The sequence below is a fragment of the Bacillus sp. Bos-x628 genome (genome assembly GCF_040500475.1).
GTDB classification, from domain to species: Bacteria; Bacillota; Bacilli; order Bacillales; family Bacillaceae; genus Bacillus; species Bacillus maqinnsis.
Genome location: NZ_CP159358.1, coordinates 2,009,259 through 2,024,654, shown reverse-complemented (window position 1 = coordinate 2,024,654; position 15,396 = coordinate 2,009,259). Strand labels below are relative to the sequence as shown.

Here is a 15,396-nt window from a genome sequence, read left to right as displayed (position 1 = left end):
CTCAGGAGTCTATGGAGCTCATCAGTAGCTTTTCCACTGATAATGGAAGTTACATATTGTTTGTCGAGAGGACCCCATTATAAGTAAATCCTTTGGAGTTCGCTCTTTTAACTACTTCAGTAATACTGTTAGTATAAGCATATTCTTTGATTATCCATTTTTCCAAGTTGTCAGCTTCATATGTTTCAGCTAATTCAATGTAGTGCTGGAGTCTTTTGATTTCATCATAAGCTCTTTGAACAGTAATTAGCTTTGGCAAAAAACCACCTCTTTTATTTATTATTTATTCATCATCTTTTGGATTGCTTGAAAAGAGTGAAGCCAGCTCGTCATCTATAGAAGGAGCTTTGTTGTCAATCTTACGAAGTAATTGAGCAATCATTTTCGTTAATTGTTGAATATTTGTTGAAAGTGAGCCGTCCATTCTGGCTCCAGTTATTTAATAGATTCGATAGTTCTCTAGCTGAGTGAGTTTATTTGCAATGTCTTGAATTTCATGGCTGTATTTTTTAATAATGCTTTCCTCGTTCATGTAAAAAATCCCCTAGGTATATTTTCTTATTTACTCATTTCGATAAGATTTTCATATTACCTTCAAAAAATGGTAAAAGATTAGAAATTGATGACGTTATTTGTCGTGATGGAAGGTTCAAATAATGGAGGAACTAATTCAACAAATTTTTTGTGAGATAGAAGACCTTAAAAAAGGACTAACAAGGATTGAAAAAAAGATAGACATAACGGAGAAAAAACTTGATGGGATGATTGACGGAGTTGACGGAAAGATTGACAACCTCAAAGGTTCAATCATTGAAGGGCATGTTCCCTACTTTGATAAGATACACGAAAAGTTAAATTAAAGAATAAGCTTATGAGCTAGCTTTTGAGGGTCAGCTCTTATTTTTTGCTAATAAAATGTTCAGTGAGCTAATAAGAGTATTATTAGGCAACGAGCAAAATTAAATTAAGTTTATTCTCAGTTGATGAGTCTAAAATGGTTTAGCTCCAGTATGTAAAATAAAAATATATGAGACAGTAAAAAAGAAGTTTTTTTAATTAAGATTATAAGATGAGCTGGATAGTGCACTTGTAAGATTGAGCTTATGAGCCAGCTTTAAAACTTTACTCTTTGGTATGTTGCCTTGAGGTTACTCAAGAGGGAGCTCAGAATGGAACCCCAGAGGTGACTCAGAAGGTAATTTTTAAAACTCTCCCACCCTCGTTAGCGTTCCTTCCTAGTCCCTGATTTAGTAGTATAACCCTATATAACATATCCTTTTCAAAGTTGCTTGTACCCCTTGAGTACCCTCTCAGTACCCCTCAAAGTACCCTTGAGAGTTGACCACTTCCCATGGAAAATACATATGATTCAGACTAATTACCTAGAGCACCTCAGAAAGAAGCCTTGATTTAAAGCCATTCTTGTGACCACTTTCTCTATAGGGAAGTAGTTCAATGGTAAATAAACGAGCCAGTTCAAGGAGTTCCCAGCTCAAGGAATACACCTTCTATTTATTTGTTTACTTATTCTTGAGCCAGTTCTTGAAGGCTCTCTCATAAGAACCCAGCTTCAAGAGCTCCCTTCAGGGTTACACCACTATAGCCAACCTTGAGGGGAATATCACAAGAGCACCAGCTCAAAAGCTACCAAACAGAAAAGTTAGCTCTTATATAGTGTATTGATAACAGCATAAGAGTGTATTGGAGGCTCTCAGAATGGCTCAGATGAGGAGATAAAAAGCACACTAGAACATTTTATTCAATTATACTAAAAACCCTCTGAGGGCTTTCTATGAGCTTATTTGATTAGTCCAGCTCAGTCTAATTTACTCAAGATAGTTTACGAAAACCCAGAGGAAGAAGAACTCAGAGAACAAACCCTCAAAAGAGTTACCGTCCGATTGTACGAAATGTCAAGTGAAATTTTGAAAGATAACAGACTAAGATGATTTGATTCCTGAAAGGGAGCTTTGGGAGAAAGTGAACTGAACTCAAAAACAAACTAGGAGGGATTTGTGAATGATTTACAAGCACGCTTGGAAAATGTGGAAAAGTCTATTGAAGTAGTAAATGAGCAAAATCAAAAGCACGTTTCAAACGGATATAAAAATGAGACAGAGGATTTTCACAAATATAATGCTGAGAGGTTTTCCCTTCAAACAAAACTTAATGCACTTAAAGAGCTTGAATGGAGAATAGAGCTTGAGTTGGTTCGCTCAGAAGGTGCTGAAATTGAAGCATAAGCCAGTTATAAGCATGGAAGAAAAACTTCATTGGATTAACCATGAGAGTCAGTTTCAAAAGACATTTGCAAGACTCCAGCTCAGAAGCAAAAAGCTTGATGAAATATTACAAAGAAATATGGGGGGATTGACCGATGAGCGAAAAGCAGAAGGCAAGGCTCAATGATTTATTACACAAAACGAAAAGCAAAGGCTCAGCAACGAGGAAGCCAGAGAGCTTAAAACTCTTTATGGTTTACTTCAAAAGGAAATGGACTCTAAAACGAGCATGGCTGAAAAATTACAATGTGAACTCTTTATGAGCAAGATTGATGATATTTTTCACCTCAATAAAGAGCTTGAAAAGGAACTTACTAGAAAGCAAGAAAGAGAGTTTTTTAGTCAGCTTCCACTAGATAAGAAGGCTCAGTATTTGGAAGAGATAATAAAAACCATTGAGAACTCAAGCTCATGGCATAAATTGACCAAAGAGGAAAAAGACGAGCAAGCCAAAAAAGATTTTGAGAACTTGAGTTTTACGCTGATTATGTTCGCAAATATGGCAAAAGTCTTTGGTAAGAGGAGCTGATTCAATATGGATAAAAAACAAGTTTCTCAAGCCATGGTTGAGTTGCAAGAAAGTTTGATAAATGGAAATTTAGCTCTAATGTTTGAATATATGCAAGAACTTGAGGGGGTTCGCTGGAACTGATTTTATGATGAGGTTCTTTCTACCCTTGCAAGACAGCTTCTACAGTCCCCTCTGGTTCAGTTGTACATTGAGCCAATTTTGGAGAAGTACCCTCAAGAATATGAAGCTTTCTTTGGAGTTGAAATACAAGACATTGGAGGTGAGAAATAATGGCTTTTAAGGATTTAAGCACTGAAAACCAAGGTAAAGTAAAAATTCTCAATGCAATTCTTGAACAGAGACTTGAAGGACTTGACTATAAAAACCCAGAGCATAGAGCTGAAATAATGGCTGTTCGCTCAGATGTTAAAAACCATGAATATTAATTGGACTTCAAAAAGGACATGAGTTTTTGTGGTGCTTTAGCAAAGAACAATACAATTTGTACAGCTGTTCCACACATGAAGGAAGATGGAAGCACAAATGGAAGGTGTCAAAAGCATGGTAGAAAAAGCACTGGAGCCAAGACTGAGGAGGGCAAGAAACGCTCACTTGCTCAACTCAAGAGAAGAACTCCTGTTCATTGGTTAACCACTGAAAGGCTTTGGAACGAATTGACCAACGAGGAGAAAGACTATCTTGAGTGGTTCGAGGAGTCAGTTAAAGAGCAATTTGTCATTGAAAATGCTATTGAAGAGACCTCTCTGAGAATGATGGCTTTTGAAGCTGTTAAGCATTTTAGAATGATAAATACTCAGCCTTTCAAGGAAACCATAACAGGAATGCAAATGGTTCAAAAGTTTTTGAGATTTTTTGAGGTGCAAGGTTGGAGAAGAAGAGACCTTGACGAAGAGCAAAGAAAGGGTGTCTCAGTAGATACCATGATGAAGTTACTAAATGAGCTGGATGAAGAAAAAAAGCCTAGCTCTCAAAATAACATAAAATCGCATTAAATAGAGGAGGTGAGCTGATATGTCAAACCCTTGGAAAGAGTGGGAAGAGATTAAACAAGCTCGCAAAGAGAAAATTCACAGGCAATACCTTGAACGCATTGAACGAGAAGCAAAGCTCTCAAGAATGCTTCCAGAGGAACGCTTGAAGTTTTTCCAAAAAGAGCAACAAGAAAGCTTTATGGAGTCAGAAAACGAGAGAAAGCGAATTGGTGAAAAGCTTTCTAATGATTCCCTTAATGACCGCTTGAGTCGCTCTGAGAGATACGCTCAGGAAGCCATGAAGGAAATGGATAAATAAGAAGCTGAACGTAAGAAGTTTGCTGATGATGTTTGGAAGGCAAAACGTAACAAGCGATTTTAAGGAATTACCCCACAGGGGTTAAATATAAAAACTATTAAACAGGAGTGATTTTATTATGGCAAAAAATTTTGTTGAGTCCCATATTCAAGATGGTGCTGTTCACACTTTCAAAGTAGAAGCTGGATAGATTGTTAAAATTGGTGATGTGGTAGAAATTACGGCCAATGGAAAAGTTCAAAAAGCTTCTGCTGGTTCTCAAAAGGTTGTAGGTCAAGTGTACGCTGGAACAGTTGGAGTTGATGGAAAGAATGTTGGTTATAATGGTGACCAAAACATGGTTGCTTCAGTTGTAGTGTTAAAACCATTTGTCTATATGCTTGCTGAGAGTGCCACTATTACAGCTGGATATAGCTTGAAAGCTGGTGCTAATGGAGGGGTTGAAGTTCTTGACACTGTAACTGGAGACACACCACTCCAAAAGATTGCTATGGCTATTGAAAGTGGAGTTCAAGGACAACGTGTTTGCTGTTTACTTGGCTAATAACAAATAATAATGAGCTAGACCTCTTGGAGAGAAAAAGTGCTGAAGGAGCGACCCTCTGGAGCTTGTAGTCTCTGAGAGGTTTATCTTTTTATTAATCAATTGAGCTAGCCAATTCAATTCTGAAAGGAAAACTAACTTCAACCTCACCATATTGGCTAACTCAACATTGTGGTCACATAATTCTTTTACTAACCACTCTTTTTCTTTATGGTTCGTGCTTAATATCTTCTATGAATGCAACGATACGATTTATTGTTTCATCAAAATCTTCCTTTATTTCGTGTTCCCATATTCTTTTTATATTCCAGTCCTTTTCCTCGTAATATTTATTGACCTCTTTATCTCTTTTTTTATTTCTTTCGAGTTTTTTCTCCCAATACTCTGTATTACTTTTAGGGATATTCCCGTGTTTTTCACACAGATGCCAGAAACAAGAATCAATGAATATTACTATTTTATATTTCTGAATTACTATATCCGGACTTCCGTATAATTTCTTAACGTTTTTTCGGAATCTTATTCCTCGGTGCCATAATTCTTTAGTAACCTTATCTTCTAATTTTGAACGTGATTTGATTGCCTGCATGTTTTTTCTTCTTTGTTCTTTTGAAACCGAGTCAGTCATAGGAGAGTCCTCCAAAGCCATGATATAATTTCAATTGTATTCTATGAACGAGGAAGTAAGCCCCGCTATCTTACCCCCTCATAGTTCTTTATTGCTTTTCTTATTTATTTGTTTTCATTTTCAAATTCATCATAAGAACCCATTTCACAAAAATCAATGGAGTAGTGTTGCTCACTATGTTTATAAACAATTACTGAGTCAATATTTAGTCTTTCCAGCATTTCATAGGTTAGAAGTTTTTTTTCTTTTAAGTTCATGACTTGTCTTAATAGCCATTCCCCAAGAGCACTATTTGGATTAGACATAAGTGCTTTACTGTTGTCTTGGCATACTTTTGCTGATAAAAGGGATTTATCTGGTAAATGTAACTGAAAAGGTTTATCACGAGCAGGGAAAAATGTTGGAAATACATTATGAATCCATTTTGGAATTGGTATATAAATCTCGTTAGGATTTCGTGGTCGACCTAAAGCGTTCCATTGGTTTAGACCGCTTTTTTCTGGTACATGACGCTTTGACCCACGGTCAGAAAAGAGTGGAAGCATAACGTGCTCAAGGTTTTCAAATGGATTAGGAACAGCTGGTACTTGAATTGGTGCAATTTCAAGGCCAAATAGCTTAGCCAATTCCTGATAAGGATTTTCTAAGATTTCAACGTCAATTTCCTCAATAGGTTCATCAGTGATAAAGCGCTTATAAAGAGTGCTTTTTGTAACATTAAAACTGTATTCGTGCAGACCGTCCTCAAAGGTTATTGAATTTCTGTTGTTGCTTACCTTTATATTTGTAATTGAGGATATTAGGATTAAGTCCATAGGTTCCTCAAAAATAAGGATTTTTCCTGGCTTTCTTGTTACACAGTGATATATCATTGAATCAATACCATACGTTCTTTTGGTAAACTCAATTCTTTCGTTACGGAGAGAAGCAACTGTGTTTATCAGTTCTTTTGGTGACTTTCCACGGTACAAATCTGAGTCTTTATTGAACTCAGCTATCTTTTGGAGAGTTTTACCATTACCATGAAGAAAGGTCTTAATACCGATTCCGACTCTGTCTTTTGAAGCATCAGCTGAACAGTCTGACCTCCCTAAATTTTCAGCTCCAAAGGCTTCACAAAAAGCATTTTCTACATTTCTTGAGACCAAATAAGGAGAATCGCTTTCCGAGAACAAATTAGATAAAGAACCAGTTGAGCTAAGCATTTGTTTGTAAGTTGTACGGTTGATAGCTGACTGATTAGTAAAGAACATTATTTTTCCTCCTCTTTTATGCTTGTCATTTCTACCTTCAGACCCAAAAGGTAGTCAGCTGATACGTTCAATGTCTTAGCTATTCTTGTGAAAGTGTCCAAAGATGGTGTTCGATTTTCACTTTCATATAGTGACCAAGTACTTCTAGTGACTCCAACTTTTTCAGCGATTTGGCTAGGTAATAATCCACGAGCTTCTCTTGCGTTTTGAATACGATTGCCAAGGAATGGTATCATTTTGCACCTCCAAAATTTGTTGTTTTCAGAGTATCACCAGTATCCCCTAAAATAGTCCAAAGTTAGCTAACAGCAAACAAAAGAAATTAATTAAGGTGTTTTCTATTAGCTAACTTATAACTAAAAAATGATATAATTATTCATTTAATCCAGTCCTTATGGTAAAATTACATTATCGGATAAGCTTTATGTTAGCAAGGAGGTATAATATTGACTTATCGAGTAGGTAGTATGTTTGCTGGGATAGGTGGAACTTGTTTAGGGTTTATCCAAGCTGGCGCTAGGATTGTCTGGGCAAATGAAATAGACAAGAATGCTTGTATTACTTATAAAAATTATTTTGGGGATACTTATTTGCAAGAAGGTGACATTACCCAATTAGATAAAAGCACTATTCCTGAATTGGACATTTTGATTGGCGGTTTTCCTTGCCAAGCCTTTTCAATAGCTGGCTATCGTAAAGGGTTTGAAGATGATAGGGGAAATGTATTTTTTCAAATATTAGAGGTGCTGGAAGCGCAAAGGAATGTTTATGGTCGCTTGCCACAAGCAATAATGCTTGAAAACGTAAAGAACTTGTTTACTCACGATAAAGGAAATACATTCAGAGTAATAAAAGAAGCTTTAGAAGCTTATGGCTATACCGTCAAAGCAGAAGTGCTTAATTCAATGGAATATGGGAACGTGCCACAAAACAGAGAGCGGATTTATATTGTAGGTTTTCAAGACGAGAACCAATCTAAAATGTTTCGCTTTCCAGACCCAATTCCTTTAACTAATCATCTTAACGATGTAGTAGACCGTAATCGAATGTTTGACGAAAGATATTATTATGATGAAACTTCTCAATACTATGAAATGTTGAGAGAAACTATGACTAGTTCGGAAACAACATATCAATTAAGACGTATTTATGTTCGAGAAAACAGGAGTAATGTTTGTCCAACATTGACAGCGAATATGGGAACTGGAGGACATAATGTTCCTCTTATATTAGACTTTCAAAACAATATAAGGAAATTAACTCCAGAGGAATGCTTACTATTGCAAGGATTCCCAGTTGATTATCGTTTTCCGGAGGGAATGGCAAACTCACATAAATACAAACAAGCTGGTAACTCTGTTACAGTGCCAGTTATAAGAAGAATTGCCACTAATATTATTAGCGTATTGAACAGTGAAATGAATGTAAATCAAGAGCATGAATATGCAATTGCTGAATAAGACCACCAATATGGTTGGTTCATTTTTATAAAGTATTTCCTTGGAGCTGGCTTTAGCTGGCTCTTTTTTATGCTTATGTATAAACCGTTTTGAGTAAAACAGAAAAAAGTTGCGAAAAATCTATTGGCTGATAAACTGTTATGATTTTATAATGTTACTTGTAAGGTTTATACTGATTAACGAATAAGAGTTTATAAATTGAAAAGGTGACACTATCAAAAGGTGCTCATGAATGGACTAGAAATAAATGAGTGACTCTGGAGCAACTCAAGGAGGTGAATAAATGGAGTTGTTCTTTGAGGTTGTTGGAATGATAACTTTGAGCCTACTTATCACAAAGTATGCTATGACTCCATTAAAACAAAATGAGGAGTAACCCCTCAGCGACCAAACTCAGAAGGTTACTCCCCAAATTCAAACTCTTGGAGGCATTTTAACATGAATAAGCTTGAAAAGGAAGTGAGAATGATAATAGAAAATCATGGAGGAGCTATATTTGCTCAAGACGTTCTCTCTCATGGTTGTGCGAGTGGTTGTGTCCCTGAACTTATTTATTATTCAGACACTCCCAAGTTTTTCGATACTCATTATGAAGACATTGAGCAACTAAGAAGGGAATTTGAGGAGGAAACAGGGCTACCAATGAACATAGATTCAGACCTCAAAAACTTTCTTGCTTGGTGGGCTTTTGAATATATGACATTTAAAATTTCCGGTTAAGAATTTATGAGCTGGCTCCCAAAAATTAAAATCAAAGGGAGAATGATATATATGAAAATGAAAGTATTTAAAACAGGAAATGTATTCTTGGTTACAGTTGAGAAATTCAATTTATGATTAAAATTCAACCTCATGGCTTCCAGTCAACCGTTATCCGACAAGGTGAGCCAGTAGAAGTGGAAAACGTTACAGCCCATGAGGATGAACTTCTTGAACTGGTTCATGAAAAACTCCTTGACTTATGCTCAATGAGATTTCTGGAAAGCTTTTCCCTAACTCAGAAGAACTGGTAAGCCTTCTTGATGATATGCTCAATGAAAACAACCTTGAGGAAGTTGTAAAAGAAGGAATGAACGCTTCAAAATATATTTACTAAAACCCCATTGAGCTGGCTCTCTTTGGGGCTAGCTTATTTATAAGAACATAAGGAAGAGAACTCATGAAAAAGAGCACTGTCTTGGTTATTAAAGTCTGGGAGGATGGAAACAGATTTAATATTCATATTAACGAGCTGGGAGTCATGCTATCGGTTAACAAAGATAAACAAACTCAGAGCCATGCTAAAATAGAAAAATGGATAAATGAGCCAGAAAAGAGCTTTATTACTCCCCTTTTTAGAAATGATTCACAGGAAAACTTATAATGATGAACTATTTCAGCTTGTAGAAAAAGCTCTTGAGAGATACATTAAAAGAACATAAAAAACCCCCCTCAGAAAGCTTTATGGGAGGTTATAATAATTAAGAAGCTGGCTCCTTGTGAGCTGGCTTTTACTCTTTACAGAATAAACTGATATGCTTAAAATGTGTTCAGGAGGTGATAATATGACAGAAGATAAAAGAGAGCCATATCGAAAGCCAGATACCTCTGATTTGCTCCCAAGAGTAAAATTCAACCTTGATGAAGTGCTAAAAAAGAAAGGTATTTACCAAACTGATTTGGCTGACGAGCTAGGAATAAGGAGAAGCACCCTCACAGGAATGAAAACAGCTCGCTCAATCAATTTGCACTATTTGGGGAAAATTATGCAGAGACTTGATATAAAAGATTTTAATGAAATACTCAAATTGATAACTGAAGATGATAAATAACTGAGGGGGAGTGCTTGAGATTCGCTCTCTAAGCAAATTATTTTTTCTTGAGCTGGTCATTGGTCAATTCATTCCCTCTCACAGCTCAATTCACGAGTTAAATTATTTTAATAAAAATTTTTAAAAAAACCACTTGCGTTTTTTGTACGACCCTTATATAATAAATTTTGTGCTTCTCACTGGAAAGTGGTTCAAGTGTCTCTGTACTTGACAAATTTGCTTCCATAGCTCAGTAGGTAGAGCACTTCCATGGTAAGGAAGAGGTCAGCGGTTCGAGCCCGCTTGGAAGCTTTCCTCTATATGCTGATATGACAAGGTTTCTCGAAGGTGAGAAGGCTTTTTTTTGTGTCTATTTTTTTAATTAGGTTCGTATTACTTTGCTTTCAAAAGATTCGATATTGCATCTGCAACTATGCCTCTTTATCCCCCCTTTTCTCGGTTTTTTGTCGGTTTGAAGTCCAATAAAAACAAAAAAACGTGAAAGGTATTTAGTTAATCAAGGTTTTAGAATTGTATTTATAAACGAATTCGCATGTCCATTGTGTATATTGTTCATTAAAATTATTTAAGAGGTTAATTAAGATTTGAGAATCTTTTGGTAGCTCTCTTCAAGGTTGTTCCAACATTCATTCCAGTTCATGTTTGCGATGATAAGTCCGTACAAGCCTTTTTGCGATGTTTTTAGGACGTCAAAGGATTTTTGTGATGTCTTATAAAATCGCTCTGACTGCGGCTGTGGTGGCTTAGGTGGTTTTGTAGATGGCTTTTACGCCTTTGAAATTGCGCCCTGCCTAGCCGACGATGGGGATGTTCCTAAGCTTTTGGGGAGTAGAACCGTGCTTGCCATTAGCTTTTTCCTCCTGCTTTAGCTGTTCCCGTTGTGATTGGCATGCTGTTTCAGCAAGTGATTGCTCCTTATTTGGCAATTTGCTAAACCGTTTTGAGCTGAAACCACCTTTGGGGACCAAGTTTTTATCATGAATCAACCTCCACTTTTCTTGGTGGAGGTTTTTTTGTTAGAAATGTTTTGTTCATTTCATGATCATTTTTAATAGAGGAGGTATCCCTTTCTTTTCTTTTCAAATGTTTTGAGGTCATGATGATAGCGTTTCATGATGTGTTTGACTGAAGTGCCCTTGTTAATCTCTTCTCTTACCCAACCATTGCCGATAAGCTTATTAAAGCTTTCTGTTTGAAGGAATTGAAAGTCTTCAGGATACAAATCATGTATTGTTTTGATGATAGACAACCCAGTTTTGACGGCTTCAAATGAAGAACGATCTTTCACATATAGTTGGACACCGTGAGAAAGAGTGCCGGCATGCTTTGAAAAGGTTGGAGTGAAAGAGACAGGTCTGAATTGAACGCCTTTTAGTTTCAAACGATTTAATTGATCTGCTAGTTCATTACTATTAATATATGGAGCACCAATGAGCTCGAAGGGTTTTGTCGTTCCTCTTCCTTCAGAAACATTTGTGCCTTCAATTAAGCCCGTTGCAGGGTAAACAAAGGTGCTGTCGACAGTCGGCATGTTAGGTGAAGGAAGGACGAAAGGAAGTTTCGTGTCATCGAAAGTCATGGAACGCTTCCAATTTTTCATTTTGATGACCGTCAGATCTGCGTTGATGTTGAATTCTTTATTAAACATACGTGCCAGTTCTCCGGTGGTCAATCCATGTCTTAATGGAATCGGATAGAGACCTACAAATGAGGCATATTCGGGCTCTAATACAGGTCCTTCTACTTTTAAGCCGCCTAATGGATTGGGACGGTCTAGGACGACAAATGGTATGTTGTTTTCCTTAGCCGCTTCCATTGCATAGGCCATGGTGTAGATATAAGTGTAATAACGAGTGCCGACGTCTTGAATATCAAACAGTAGCACATCTATATCTTTCAGCATGTCAGGAGTAGGTTTTCTCGTTTTTCCATACAACGAGTAAACGGGTAAGCCAGTTTTTTCATCTGTATAGAATTCAATCCCTTCACCCGCCTGCGCATCTCCACGCACGCCGTGTTCGGGTCCATATAGAGCAGTCAATTGAATATTCGGGTATTCAAATAGGAGGTCGACACTGCTTTTCATGTTTGCATCAATGCCAGTTGGGTTTGTTATAAGCCCTACTTTTTTTCCTTTCATCCATGAGAGGTTACTTGAGAGTAATGTTTCGATACCCGTTTTCACCATTTTTGTATCCGAACGTCCATGATCTGCAGGGGAGGCGGCGGTCAATGTGCTCATCATAAGAATGCTTGCGAGTACAAAACTTGCTGTTTTTTTCATGGGGAACCCTCCTATTTCATCAATTTACCTTTCATGGTTAGTCCATAGCCAAATGGATAAAGGGTTTGATTCGGCTGGGTCACAGAGGGGATATCAACTGGCAGTCTCCCTTTAGGTGTTACAGTTCCAAAAATCACTTCCAGCCCAGCCGGAATATTCGGTTGGTTGAATTGTCCATTTGCGTAGCCTTTAAAACCATAGACAGCGAGTAATGCGTCTGCTTCTTCAAAGTTCGCTGCATCATAAGGGTTTCTTAGGCTCATAATTGCCATTTTTTTGTTTTGTGATTTTGTTTCTTTCAATACAGCACGAGGGAAGGCAGTTGCCCATTTCTTTGGATCCTGTACATTGTCATCAATTATCCCATCATTGACAGCAGGGTCGTTTTGTACAACGTAAGAACCGGTAATGACATAGTCAGCTTCTTTAATGAAGTTGGCTATTTCTTTTGAGAAGGCTCGGTCAGCAAAGGAGTATGTTTGAATACGCACTGGTTTGATTTTTTTTTGTTTAATCAGTGATTGTATAGTGACCGACATGGCTTCAGTCTGATCTTGATAAGGCGCCATGACAAGAATCCGGTTATTCTTTTTTGGCTTGAAAGGTAAGGTTTTATGGTTGTTCTTCAGCAGCGTGATTCCTTCTCGGGCCATTTTTTGTTCTGTTCTGCGATGTGACTTTTTTCCAACCACTTGTGAGGCTTTTTTGATTTTTTTCTCAAGGCTTACTGGTTTTTTAGCGGAAATGATTCCGCGCTTGATCTTCAATTGAAGGATTTTTTCGACAGATTGGTTGATTTGAGACATCGGGATTTCTTTTGTTAGAACGGCTCGTTTTAAAGCATTAAACACATTTTCTAGGTTTTTCTCTGTTTTTAAGGACGTAACAGGCGCTGGCATGAGAGCAATGTCGACTCCTGCCTTAATAGCCATGATCACGGCTTCTTCCTGTCCAAAATTATCTGCAATTGCTTTCATATTTAAGGCGTCAGTGACAACAACTCCTTGAAAGCCCATATTTTCTTTTAATAAATGTGTGATGACTTTTTTTGACAGGGTGGCTGGCACCATGATGTCCTCGCCATCTTTTTTACTTTTATAGGTGGTGTCATCAATGGCGGGAAATTGAACATGTGCGGTCATGACCATATCAGCACCTGCGTTTATCGCTTGTTGGAAAGGATACAGTTCAACTTTTTTTAATCGTTCGAGATCATGTTCCACAAGAGGTAATCCATAATGACTATCAACAGCCGTATCACCATGTCCTGGGAAATGCTTTAATGTTGAAATGGTATCTTCTTTTTGAAGTCCCTTCATGGTTTGCAGGCCAAGCTTAGTGACAAGTTCAGGGTCAGAGCTAAAGGAACGGACGCCAATGACGGGGTTGTTTGGGTTATGATTCACATCAAGAACAGGAGAGAAGTTTGTGTTAATACCTAGTGCTTTTAATTCTTTACCGATGATTTTTCCTGTGTTGTATGCATTTTTGTTACTTCTAGAAGCACCAATCGACATATTTCCTGGGAAATGTGTTCCCTTTTGTAGTCTTGTGACGACTCCGCCTTCTTGGTCAATAGAAATGAGTAAAGGAATGTTCGGTGAGGCTTTTTGGAAATCATGAGTTAGTTTGACGGTTTGTTTCGTATTCACGACATTTTCTGCAAATAAAATGACGCCGCCTAGATAATATTTCTCCACAATGTGAGATACTTCTTTATTCATTTCCGTTAAGCCTGTAGGGGTGGATTCATCTTTTGTTTGCCAATTGCGAAAGTCTAGCATGAGCATCTGACCAATTTTTTCATCAAGTGACATGTCTTGAACCATTTGTTTGGCGTTTGGAATAGGTGCAGAGTTGACCTTTTCCGTTGGAATGGAAGAGGTCAGCAAGGCCAAAAGAAGAGCAGCAGGGAAGAGAGATTTTAACATCGAATGCCTCCTTTTACTTAAAAGATTCGTAGATTGCTGTCATGATCTTTCCATAAGTACCCGTTGGAAAAAGATCGCCTTCAAATTGATTTGGGTTGGTATTGGGTGAAACGACTGGTGAATGTTTCTTATTTGTCAACAAGGCAACGCCCAGTTGGTACTTTGGGTCAATTAAAGTCATTGTCCCAGTCCATCCAGTATGGCCAAAAGCTTCGTTACTTGCATGTTTTCCAAACATCCATTCCATGTCAGTATGTCCGTTTTTTCTCCAGCCTAGACCGTAAGTTGGGTTCGTCTCTGAGGAGGTCGTAAAGAGATCAATAGAAGCTTGATCAAAGATTGTCGTCTTCCCATAGCCACCTTTGTTCAGCATGAGCTGAAGCAGTACGGCCATATCTGATATGTTTGAGAAAAGACCAGCATGACCGGAGACACCTGCCATTGAATAATAAGCTTTCTCGTCGTGTACTTGGCCAATGAGTGTGTATCGACGAACGTTTTCAAAATCAATCACACCGTCACGTGTATTACCTAAGCGTTCCGTTGCTGCAAAATGCTTTGGTTGAAACCCTTTTTGCAGTGGATTAAATGTTGTATGTTTGAGTCCTAATGGCCGGTAGATGGTGGACTCTACATATTGATCAAGAGGCAGCCCAGTTTTTTTCTCGACGATCATACCTAAAAGCATGTAATCAATGTCACTATAAATATGCTGGGTTCCTGGCACGTATTGAAGAGGCACTTTTGGTAACAATTTCATTGTTGTTTGTCTGTCTTGTGAGAAAAATGAGCCAGCCGCTTTTTTACTATAAAATAATACACTTGAAGGGAGCCCAGCGGAATGAGTCAGAAGGTCCTTCACGCGAAGTTGATCTTTGCCAGTTACCTTTGCATTTGGTTCATCCTTAAAGTCTGGCAAGATGGACTGGATTTTTTCATTTACATCTAGTTTTTGCTCGTATACGAGCTTTTGCAGAGCGTAGTTGGTGGCATACATTTTTGTGTTGGACGCAAGGTCAAAAAGTGTGTCCTTTTTCATTTTTTTATACGATTTGAGTTCCTTTGTGCCGTCATATTTTTGTCGATAGCCGTACGCTTTTTGATGTACGATTTTTCCGTTTTTGATGATGATAAGAGCGGCTCCTGGGAATCCTGCTTTGATATCGTTTTGAATCATTTGATCAACCTTCCTAAGCTGCCTAGAAGAAAAACCTACTTGTTCCGGTCGTTTCGCTTTTTTTAAGATGGGATATTCTTCAGGTGCTGTTTTAGACAAAGACGATACAGGCAGGGAGCTAGTTGCAAATGTTTGTACAGGTAAGCCAAGGAGCATGAGCAAGCATGTCGTTAGTAGAAAACATTTCTTCAAGATTTAGACCTC

Annotated in this window: 21 protein-coding genes, 1 tRNA gene and 2 pseudogenes; 15 read left to right on the top strand and 9 right to left on the bottom strand. The window is 37.7% G+C overall.

Going from position 1 to position 15,396, the window contains the following annotated elements:
• Positions 1-49: 49 nt before the first annotated feature.
• Together ABVJ71_RS10395 and ABVJ71_RS10390 are read right to left on the bottom strand one after the other, a co-directional pair.
• On the bottom strand, positions 50-259 hold the full coding sequence (locus ABVJ71_RS10395) for a hypothetical protein (protein ID WP_353853970.1): 210 nt from the start codon (positions 257-259) through the stop codon (positions 50-52).
• Between the two features lie 24 nt (positions 260-283).
• On the bottom strand, positions 284-424 hold the full coding sequence (locus ABVJ71_RS10390; protein ID WP_353853969.1) for a hypothetical protein: 141 nt from the start codon (positions 422-424) through the stop codon (positions 284-286).
• Positions 425-656: 232 nt separating this feature from the next.
• On the opposite strand from ABVJ71_RS10390, the gene ABVJ71_RS10385 reads away from it, so the two are divergent.
• The 8 genes from ABVJ71_RS10385 to ABVJ71_RS10350 all read left to right on the top strand — a co-directional run bounded on the left by ABVJ71_RS10385 (position 657) and on the right by ABVJ71_RS10350 (position 4,648).
• Positions 657-860 (top strand): hypothetical protein, encoded by a 204-nt coding sequence (locus tag ABVJ71_RS10385; protein WP_353853968.1) that lies wholly within the window; start codon positions 657-659, stop codon positions 858-860.
• A 1,155-nt stretch (positions 861-2,015) separates the two neighbouring features.
• Complete coding sequence (locus tag ABVJ71_RS10380; RefSeq protein ID WP_353853967.1) at positions 2,016-2,243, top strand: hypothetical protein; 228 nt, start codon at positions 2,016-2,018, stop codon at positions 2,241-2,243.
• A complete protein-coding gene (locus ABVJ71_RS10375; RefSeq protein WP_353853966.1) occupies positions 2,233-2,409 on the top strand; it encodes a hypothetical protein in 177 nt (58 codons plus the stop codon). Before ABVJ71_RS10380 ends, ABVJ71_RS10375 begins: the two co-directional genes overlap by 11 nt.
• 102 nt (positions 2,410-2,511) lie before the next feature.
• The gene (locus ABVJ71_RS10370) at positions 2,512-2,811 is read left to right on the top strand and encodes a hypothetical protein (protein WP_353853965.1); all 300 of its coding nucleotides are present in this window, start codon (positions 2,512-2,514) and stop codon (positions 2,809-2,811) included.
• A gap of 272 nt (positions 2,812-3,083) precedes the next feature.
• Positions 3,084-3,239 (top strand): hypothetical protein, encoded by a 156-nt coding sequence (locus ABVJ71_RS10365; protein WP_353853964.1) that lies wholly within the window; start codon positions 3,084-3,086, stop codon positions 3,237-3,239.
• Positions 3,240-3,806, top strand: coding sequence for an HGGxSTG domain-containing protein (locus ABVJ71_RS10360; RefSeq protein ID WP_353853963.1), 567 nt, complete (start codon positions 3,240-3,242; stop codon positions 3,804-3,806).
• A 19-nt stretch (positions 3,807-3,825) separates the two neighbouring features.
• Positions 3,826-4,104 carry a hypothetical protein gene (locus ABVJ71_RS10355; RefSeq protein ID WP_353853962.1) on the top strand — a complete coding sequence of 93 codons (279 nt, stop codon included), beginning with the start codon at positions 3,826-3,828 and terminating at the stop codon, positions 4,102-4,104.
• A gap of 208 nt (positions 4,105-4,312) precedes the next feature.
• Positions 4,313-4,648 (top strand): hypothetical protein, encoded by a 336-nt coding sequence (locus tag ABVJ71_RS10350; protein ID WP_353853961.1) that lies wholly within the window; start codon positions 4,313-4,315, stop codon positions 4,646-4,648.
• Between the two features lie 208 nt (positions 4,649-4,856).
• On the opposite strand, the gene ABVJ71_RS10345 is transcribed toward ABVJ71_RS10350, so the two are convergent.
• From ABVJ71_RS10345 to ABVJ71_RS10335, 3 genes are all read right to left on the bottom strand, one after another.
• Positions 4,857-5,276: a very short patch repair endonuclease gene (locus ABVJ71_RS10345; protein WP_341289776.1), complete on the bottom strand. Its 420-nt coding sequence runs from the start codon at positions 5,274-5,276 to the stop codon at positions 4,857-4,859.
• A 104-nt stretch (positions 5,277-5,380) separates the two neighbouring features.
• The gene (locus ABVJ71_RS10340) at positions 5,381-6,529 is read right to left on the bottom strand and encodes an NgoFVII family restriction endonuclease (protein WP_353853960.1); all 1,149 of its coding nucleotides are present in this window, start codon (positions 6,527-6,529) and stop codon (positions 5,381-5,383) included.
• Positions 6,529-6,765 (bottom strand): helix-turn-helix transcriptional regulator, encoded by a 237-nt coding sequence (locus tag ABVJ71_RS10335; protein ID WP_341289778.1) that lies wholly within the window; start codon positions 6,763-6,765, stop codon positions 6,529-6,531. Before ABVJ71_RS10335 ends, ABVJ71_RS10340 begins: the two co-directional genes overlap by 1 nt.
• A gap of 204 nt (positions 6,766-6,969) precedes the next feature.
• Between ABVJ71_RS10335 and ABVJ71_RS10330 the strand changes: the two genes are divergently transcribed.
• The 6 genes from ABVJ71_RS10330 (at position 6,970) to ABVJ71_RS10305 (ending at position 10,091) form a co-directional block, all read left to right on the top strand.
• A complete protein-coding gene (locus tag ABVJ71_RS10330) occupies positions 6,970-7,989 on the top strand; it encodes a DNA cytosine methyltransferase (RefSeq protein ID WP_353856635.1) in 1,020 nt (339 codons plus the stop codon).
• Between the two features lie 438 nt (positions 7,990-8,427).
• The gene (locus ABVJ71_RS10325; protein ID WP_353853959.1) at positions 8,428-8,709 is read left to right on the top strand and encodes a hypothetical protein; all 282 of its coding nucleotides are present in this window, start codon (positions 8,428-8,430) and stop codon (positions 8,707-8,709) included.
• Between the two features lie 113 nt (positions 8,710-8,822).
• On the top strand, positions 8,823-9,002 hold the full coding sequence (locus ABVJ71_RS10320; protein WP_353853958.1) for a hypothetical protein: 180 nt from the start codon (positions 8,823-8,825) through the stop codon (positions 9,000-9,002).
• A 146-nt stretch (positions 9,003-9,148) separates the two neighbouring features.
• Complete coding sequence (locus ABVJ71_RS10315; protein WP_353853957.1) at positions 9,149-9,352, top strand: hypothetical protein; 204 nt, start codon at positions 9,149-9,151, stop codon at positions 9,350-9,352.
• Between the two features lie 181 nt (positions 9,353-9,533).
• Positions 9,534-9,800 (top strand): helix-turn-helix transcriptional regulator, encoded by a 267-nt coding sequence (locus tag ABVJ71_RS10310; protein ID WP_353853956.1) that lies wholly within the window; start codon positions 9,534-9,536, stop codon positions 9,798-9,800.
• Positions 9,801-10,018: 218 nt separating this feature from the next.
• Positions 10,019-10,091 (top strand) — tRNA-Thr (locus ABVJ71_RS10305).
• A 361-nt stretch (positions 10,092-10,452) separates the two neighbouring features.
• Here ABVJ71_RS10305 and ABVJ71_RS10300 read toward each other — a convergent pair.
• Positions 10,453-10,609 (bottom strand): annotated as a pseudogene (locus ABVJ71_RS10300) (T7SS effector LXG polymorphic toxin); the annotation flags it as partial.
• 27 nt (positions 10,610-10,636) lie between these two features.
• On the opposite strand from ABVJ71_RS10300, the pseudogene ABVJ71_RS10295 reads away from it, so the two are divergent.
• A pseudogene (locus ABVJ71_RS10295) lies at positions 10,637-10,781 on the top strand (bile acid:sodium symporter family protein); the annotation flags it as partial.
• Positions 10,782-10,848: 67 nt separating this feature from the next.
• On the opposite strand, the gene ABVJ71_RS10290 reads toward ABVJ71_RS10295, so the two are convergent.
• Genes ABVJ71_RS10290 through pbp4b form a run of 3 tightly spaced genes read right to left on the bottom strand, consistent with a single transcriptional unit; the run spans position 10,849 to position 15,384 of the window.
• Complete coding sequence (locus ABVJ71_RS10290; RefSeq protein WP_353853955.1) at positions 10,849-12,084, bottom strand: DUF1343 domain-containing protein; 1,236 nt, start codon at positions 12,082-12,084, stop codon at positions 10,849-10,851.
• Between the two features lie 11 nt (positions 12,085-12,095).
• Positions 12,096-14,015, bottom strand: coding sequence for a glycoside hydrolase family 3 protein (locus ABVJ71_RS10285; RefSeq protein WP_353853954.1), 1,920 nt, complete (start codon positions 14,013-14,015; stop codon positions 12,096-12,098).
• 13 nt (positions 14,016-14,028) lie between these two features.
• Positions 14,029-15,384, bottom strand: a complete 1,356-nt coding sequence (pbp4b, locus tag ABVJ71_RS10280) for a penicillin binding protein PBP4B (protein WP_353853953.1) — start codon at positions 15,382-15,384, stop codon at positions 14,029-14,031.
• Positions 15,385-15,396: the final 12 nt, after the last annotated feature.

Bases quoted from the DNA above. Each gene is read 5' to 3' on its own strand.
- ABVJ71_RS10325 (WP_353853959.1), top strand. From the start codon at position 8,428: ATGAATAAGCTTGAAAAGGAAGTGAGAATGATAATAGAAAATCATGGA.
- ABVJ71_RS10315 (WP_353853957.1), top strand. From the start codon at position 9,149: ATGAAAAAGAGCACTGTCTTGGTTATTAAAGTCTGGGAGGATGGAAAC.
- ABVJ71_RS10365 (WP_353853964.1), top strand. From the start codon at position 3,084: ATGGCTTTTAAGGATTTAAGCACTGAAAACCAAGGTAAAGTAAAAATT.
- ABVJ71_RS10340 (WP_353853960.1), bottom strand. From the start codon at position 6,529: ATGTTCTTTACTAATCAGTCAGCTATCAACCGTACAACTTACAAACAA.
- ABVJ71_RS10320 (WP_353853958.1), top strand. From the start codon at position 8,823: ATGATTAAAATTCAACCTCATGGCTTCCAGTCAACCGTTATCCGACAA.
- ABVJ71_RS10355 (WP_353853962.1), top strand. From the start codon at position 3,826: ATGTCAAACCCTTGGAAAGAGTGGGAAGAGATTAAACAAGCTCGCAAA.
- ABVJ71_RS10345 (WP_341289776.1), bottom strand. From the start codon at position 5,276: ATGACTGACTCGGTTTCAAAAGAACAAAGAAGAAAAAACATGCAGGCA.
- ABVJ71_RS10290 (WP_353853955.1), bottom strand. From the start codon at position 12,084: ATGAAAAAAACAGCAAGTTTTGTACTCGCAAGCATTCTTATGATGAGC.
- ABVJ71_RS10385 (WP_353853968.1), top strand. From the start codon at position 657: ATGGAGGAACTAATTCAACAAATTTTTTGTGAGATAGAAGACCTTAAA.
- ABVJ71_RS10335 (WP_341289778.1), bottom strand. From the start codon at position 6,765: ATGATACCATTCCTTGGCAATCGTATTCAAAACGCAAGAGAAGCTCGT.
- ABVJ71_RS10370 (WP_353853965.1), top strand. From the start codon at position 2,512: ATGGCTGAAAAATTACAATGTGAACTCTTTATGAGCAAGATTGATGAT.
- ABVJ71_RS10310 (WP_353853956.1), top strand. From the start codon at position 9,534: ATGACAGAAGATAAAAGAGAGCCATATCGAAAGCCAGATACCTCTGAT.
- ABVJ71_RS10285 (WP_353853954.1), bottom strand. From the start codon at position 14,015: ATGTTAAAATCTCTCTTCCCTGCTGCTCTTCTTTTGGCCTTGCTGACC.
- ABVJ71_RS10390 (WP_353853969.1), bottom strand. From the start codon at position 424: ATGGACGGCTCACTTTCAACAAATATTCAACAATTAACGAAAATGATT.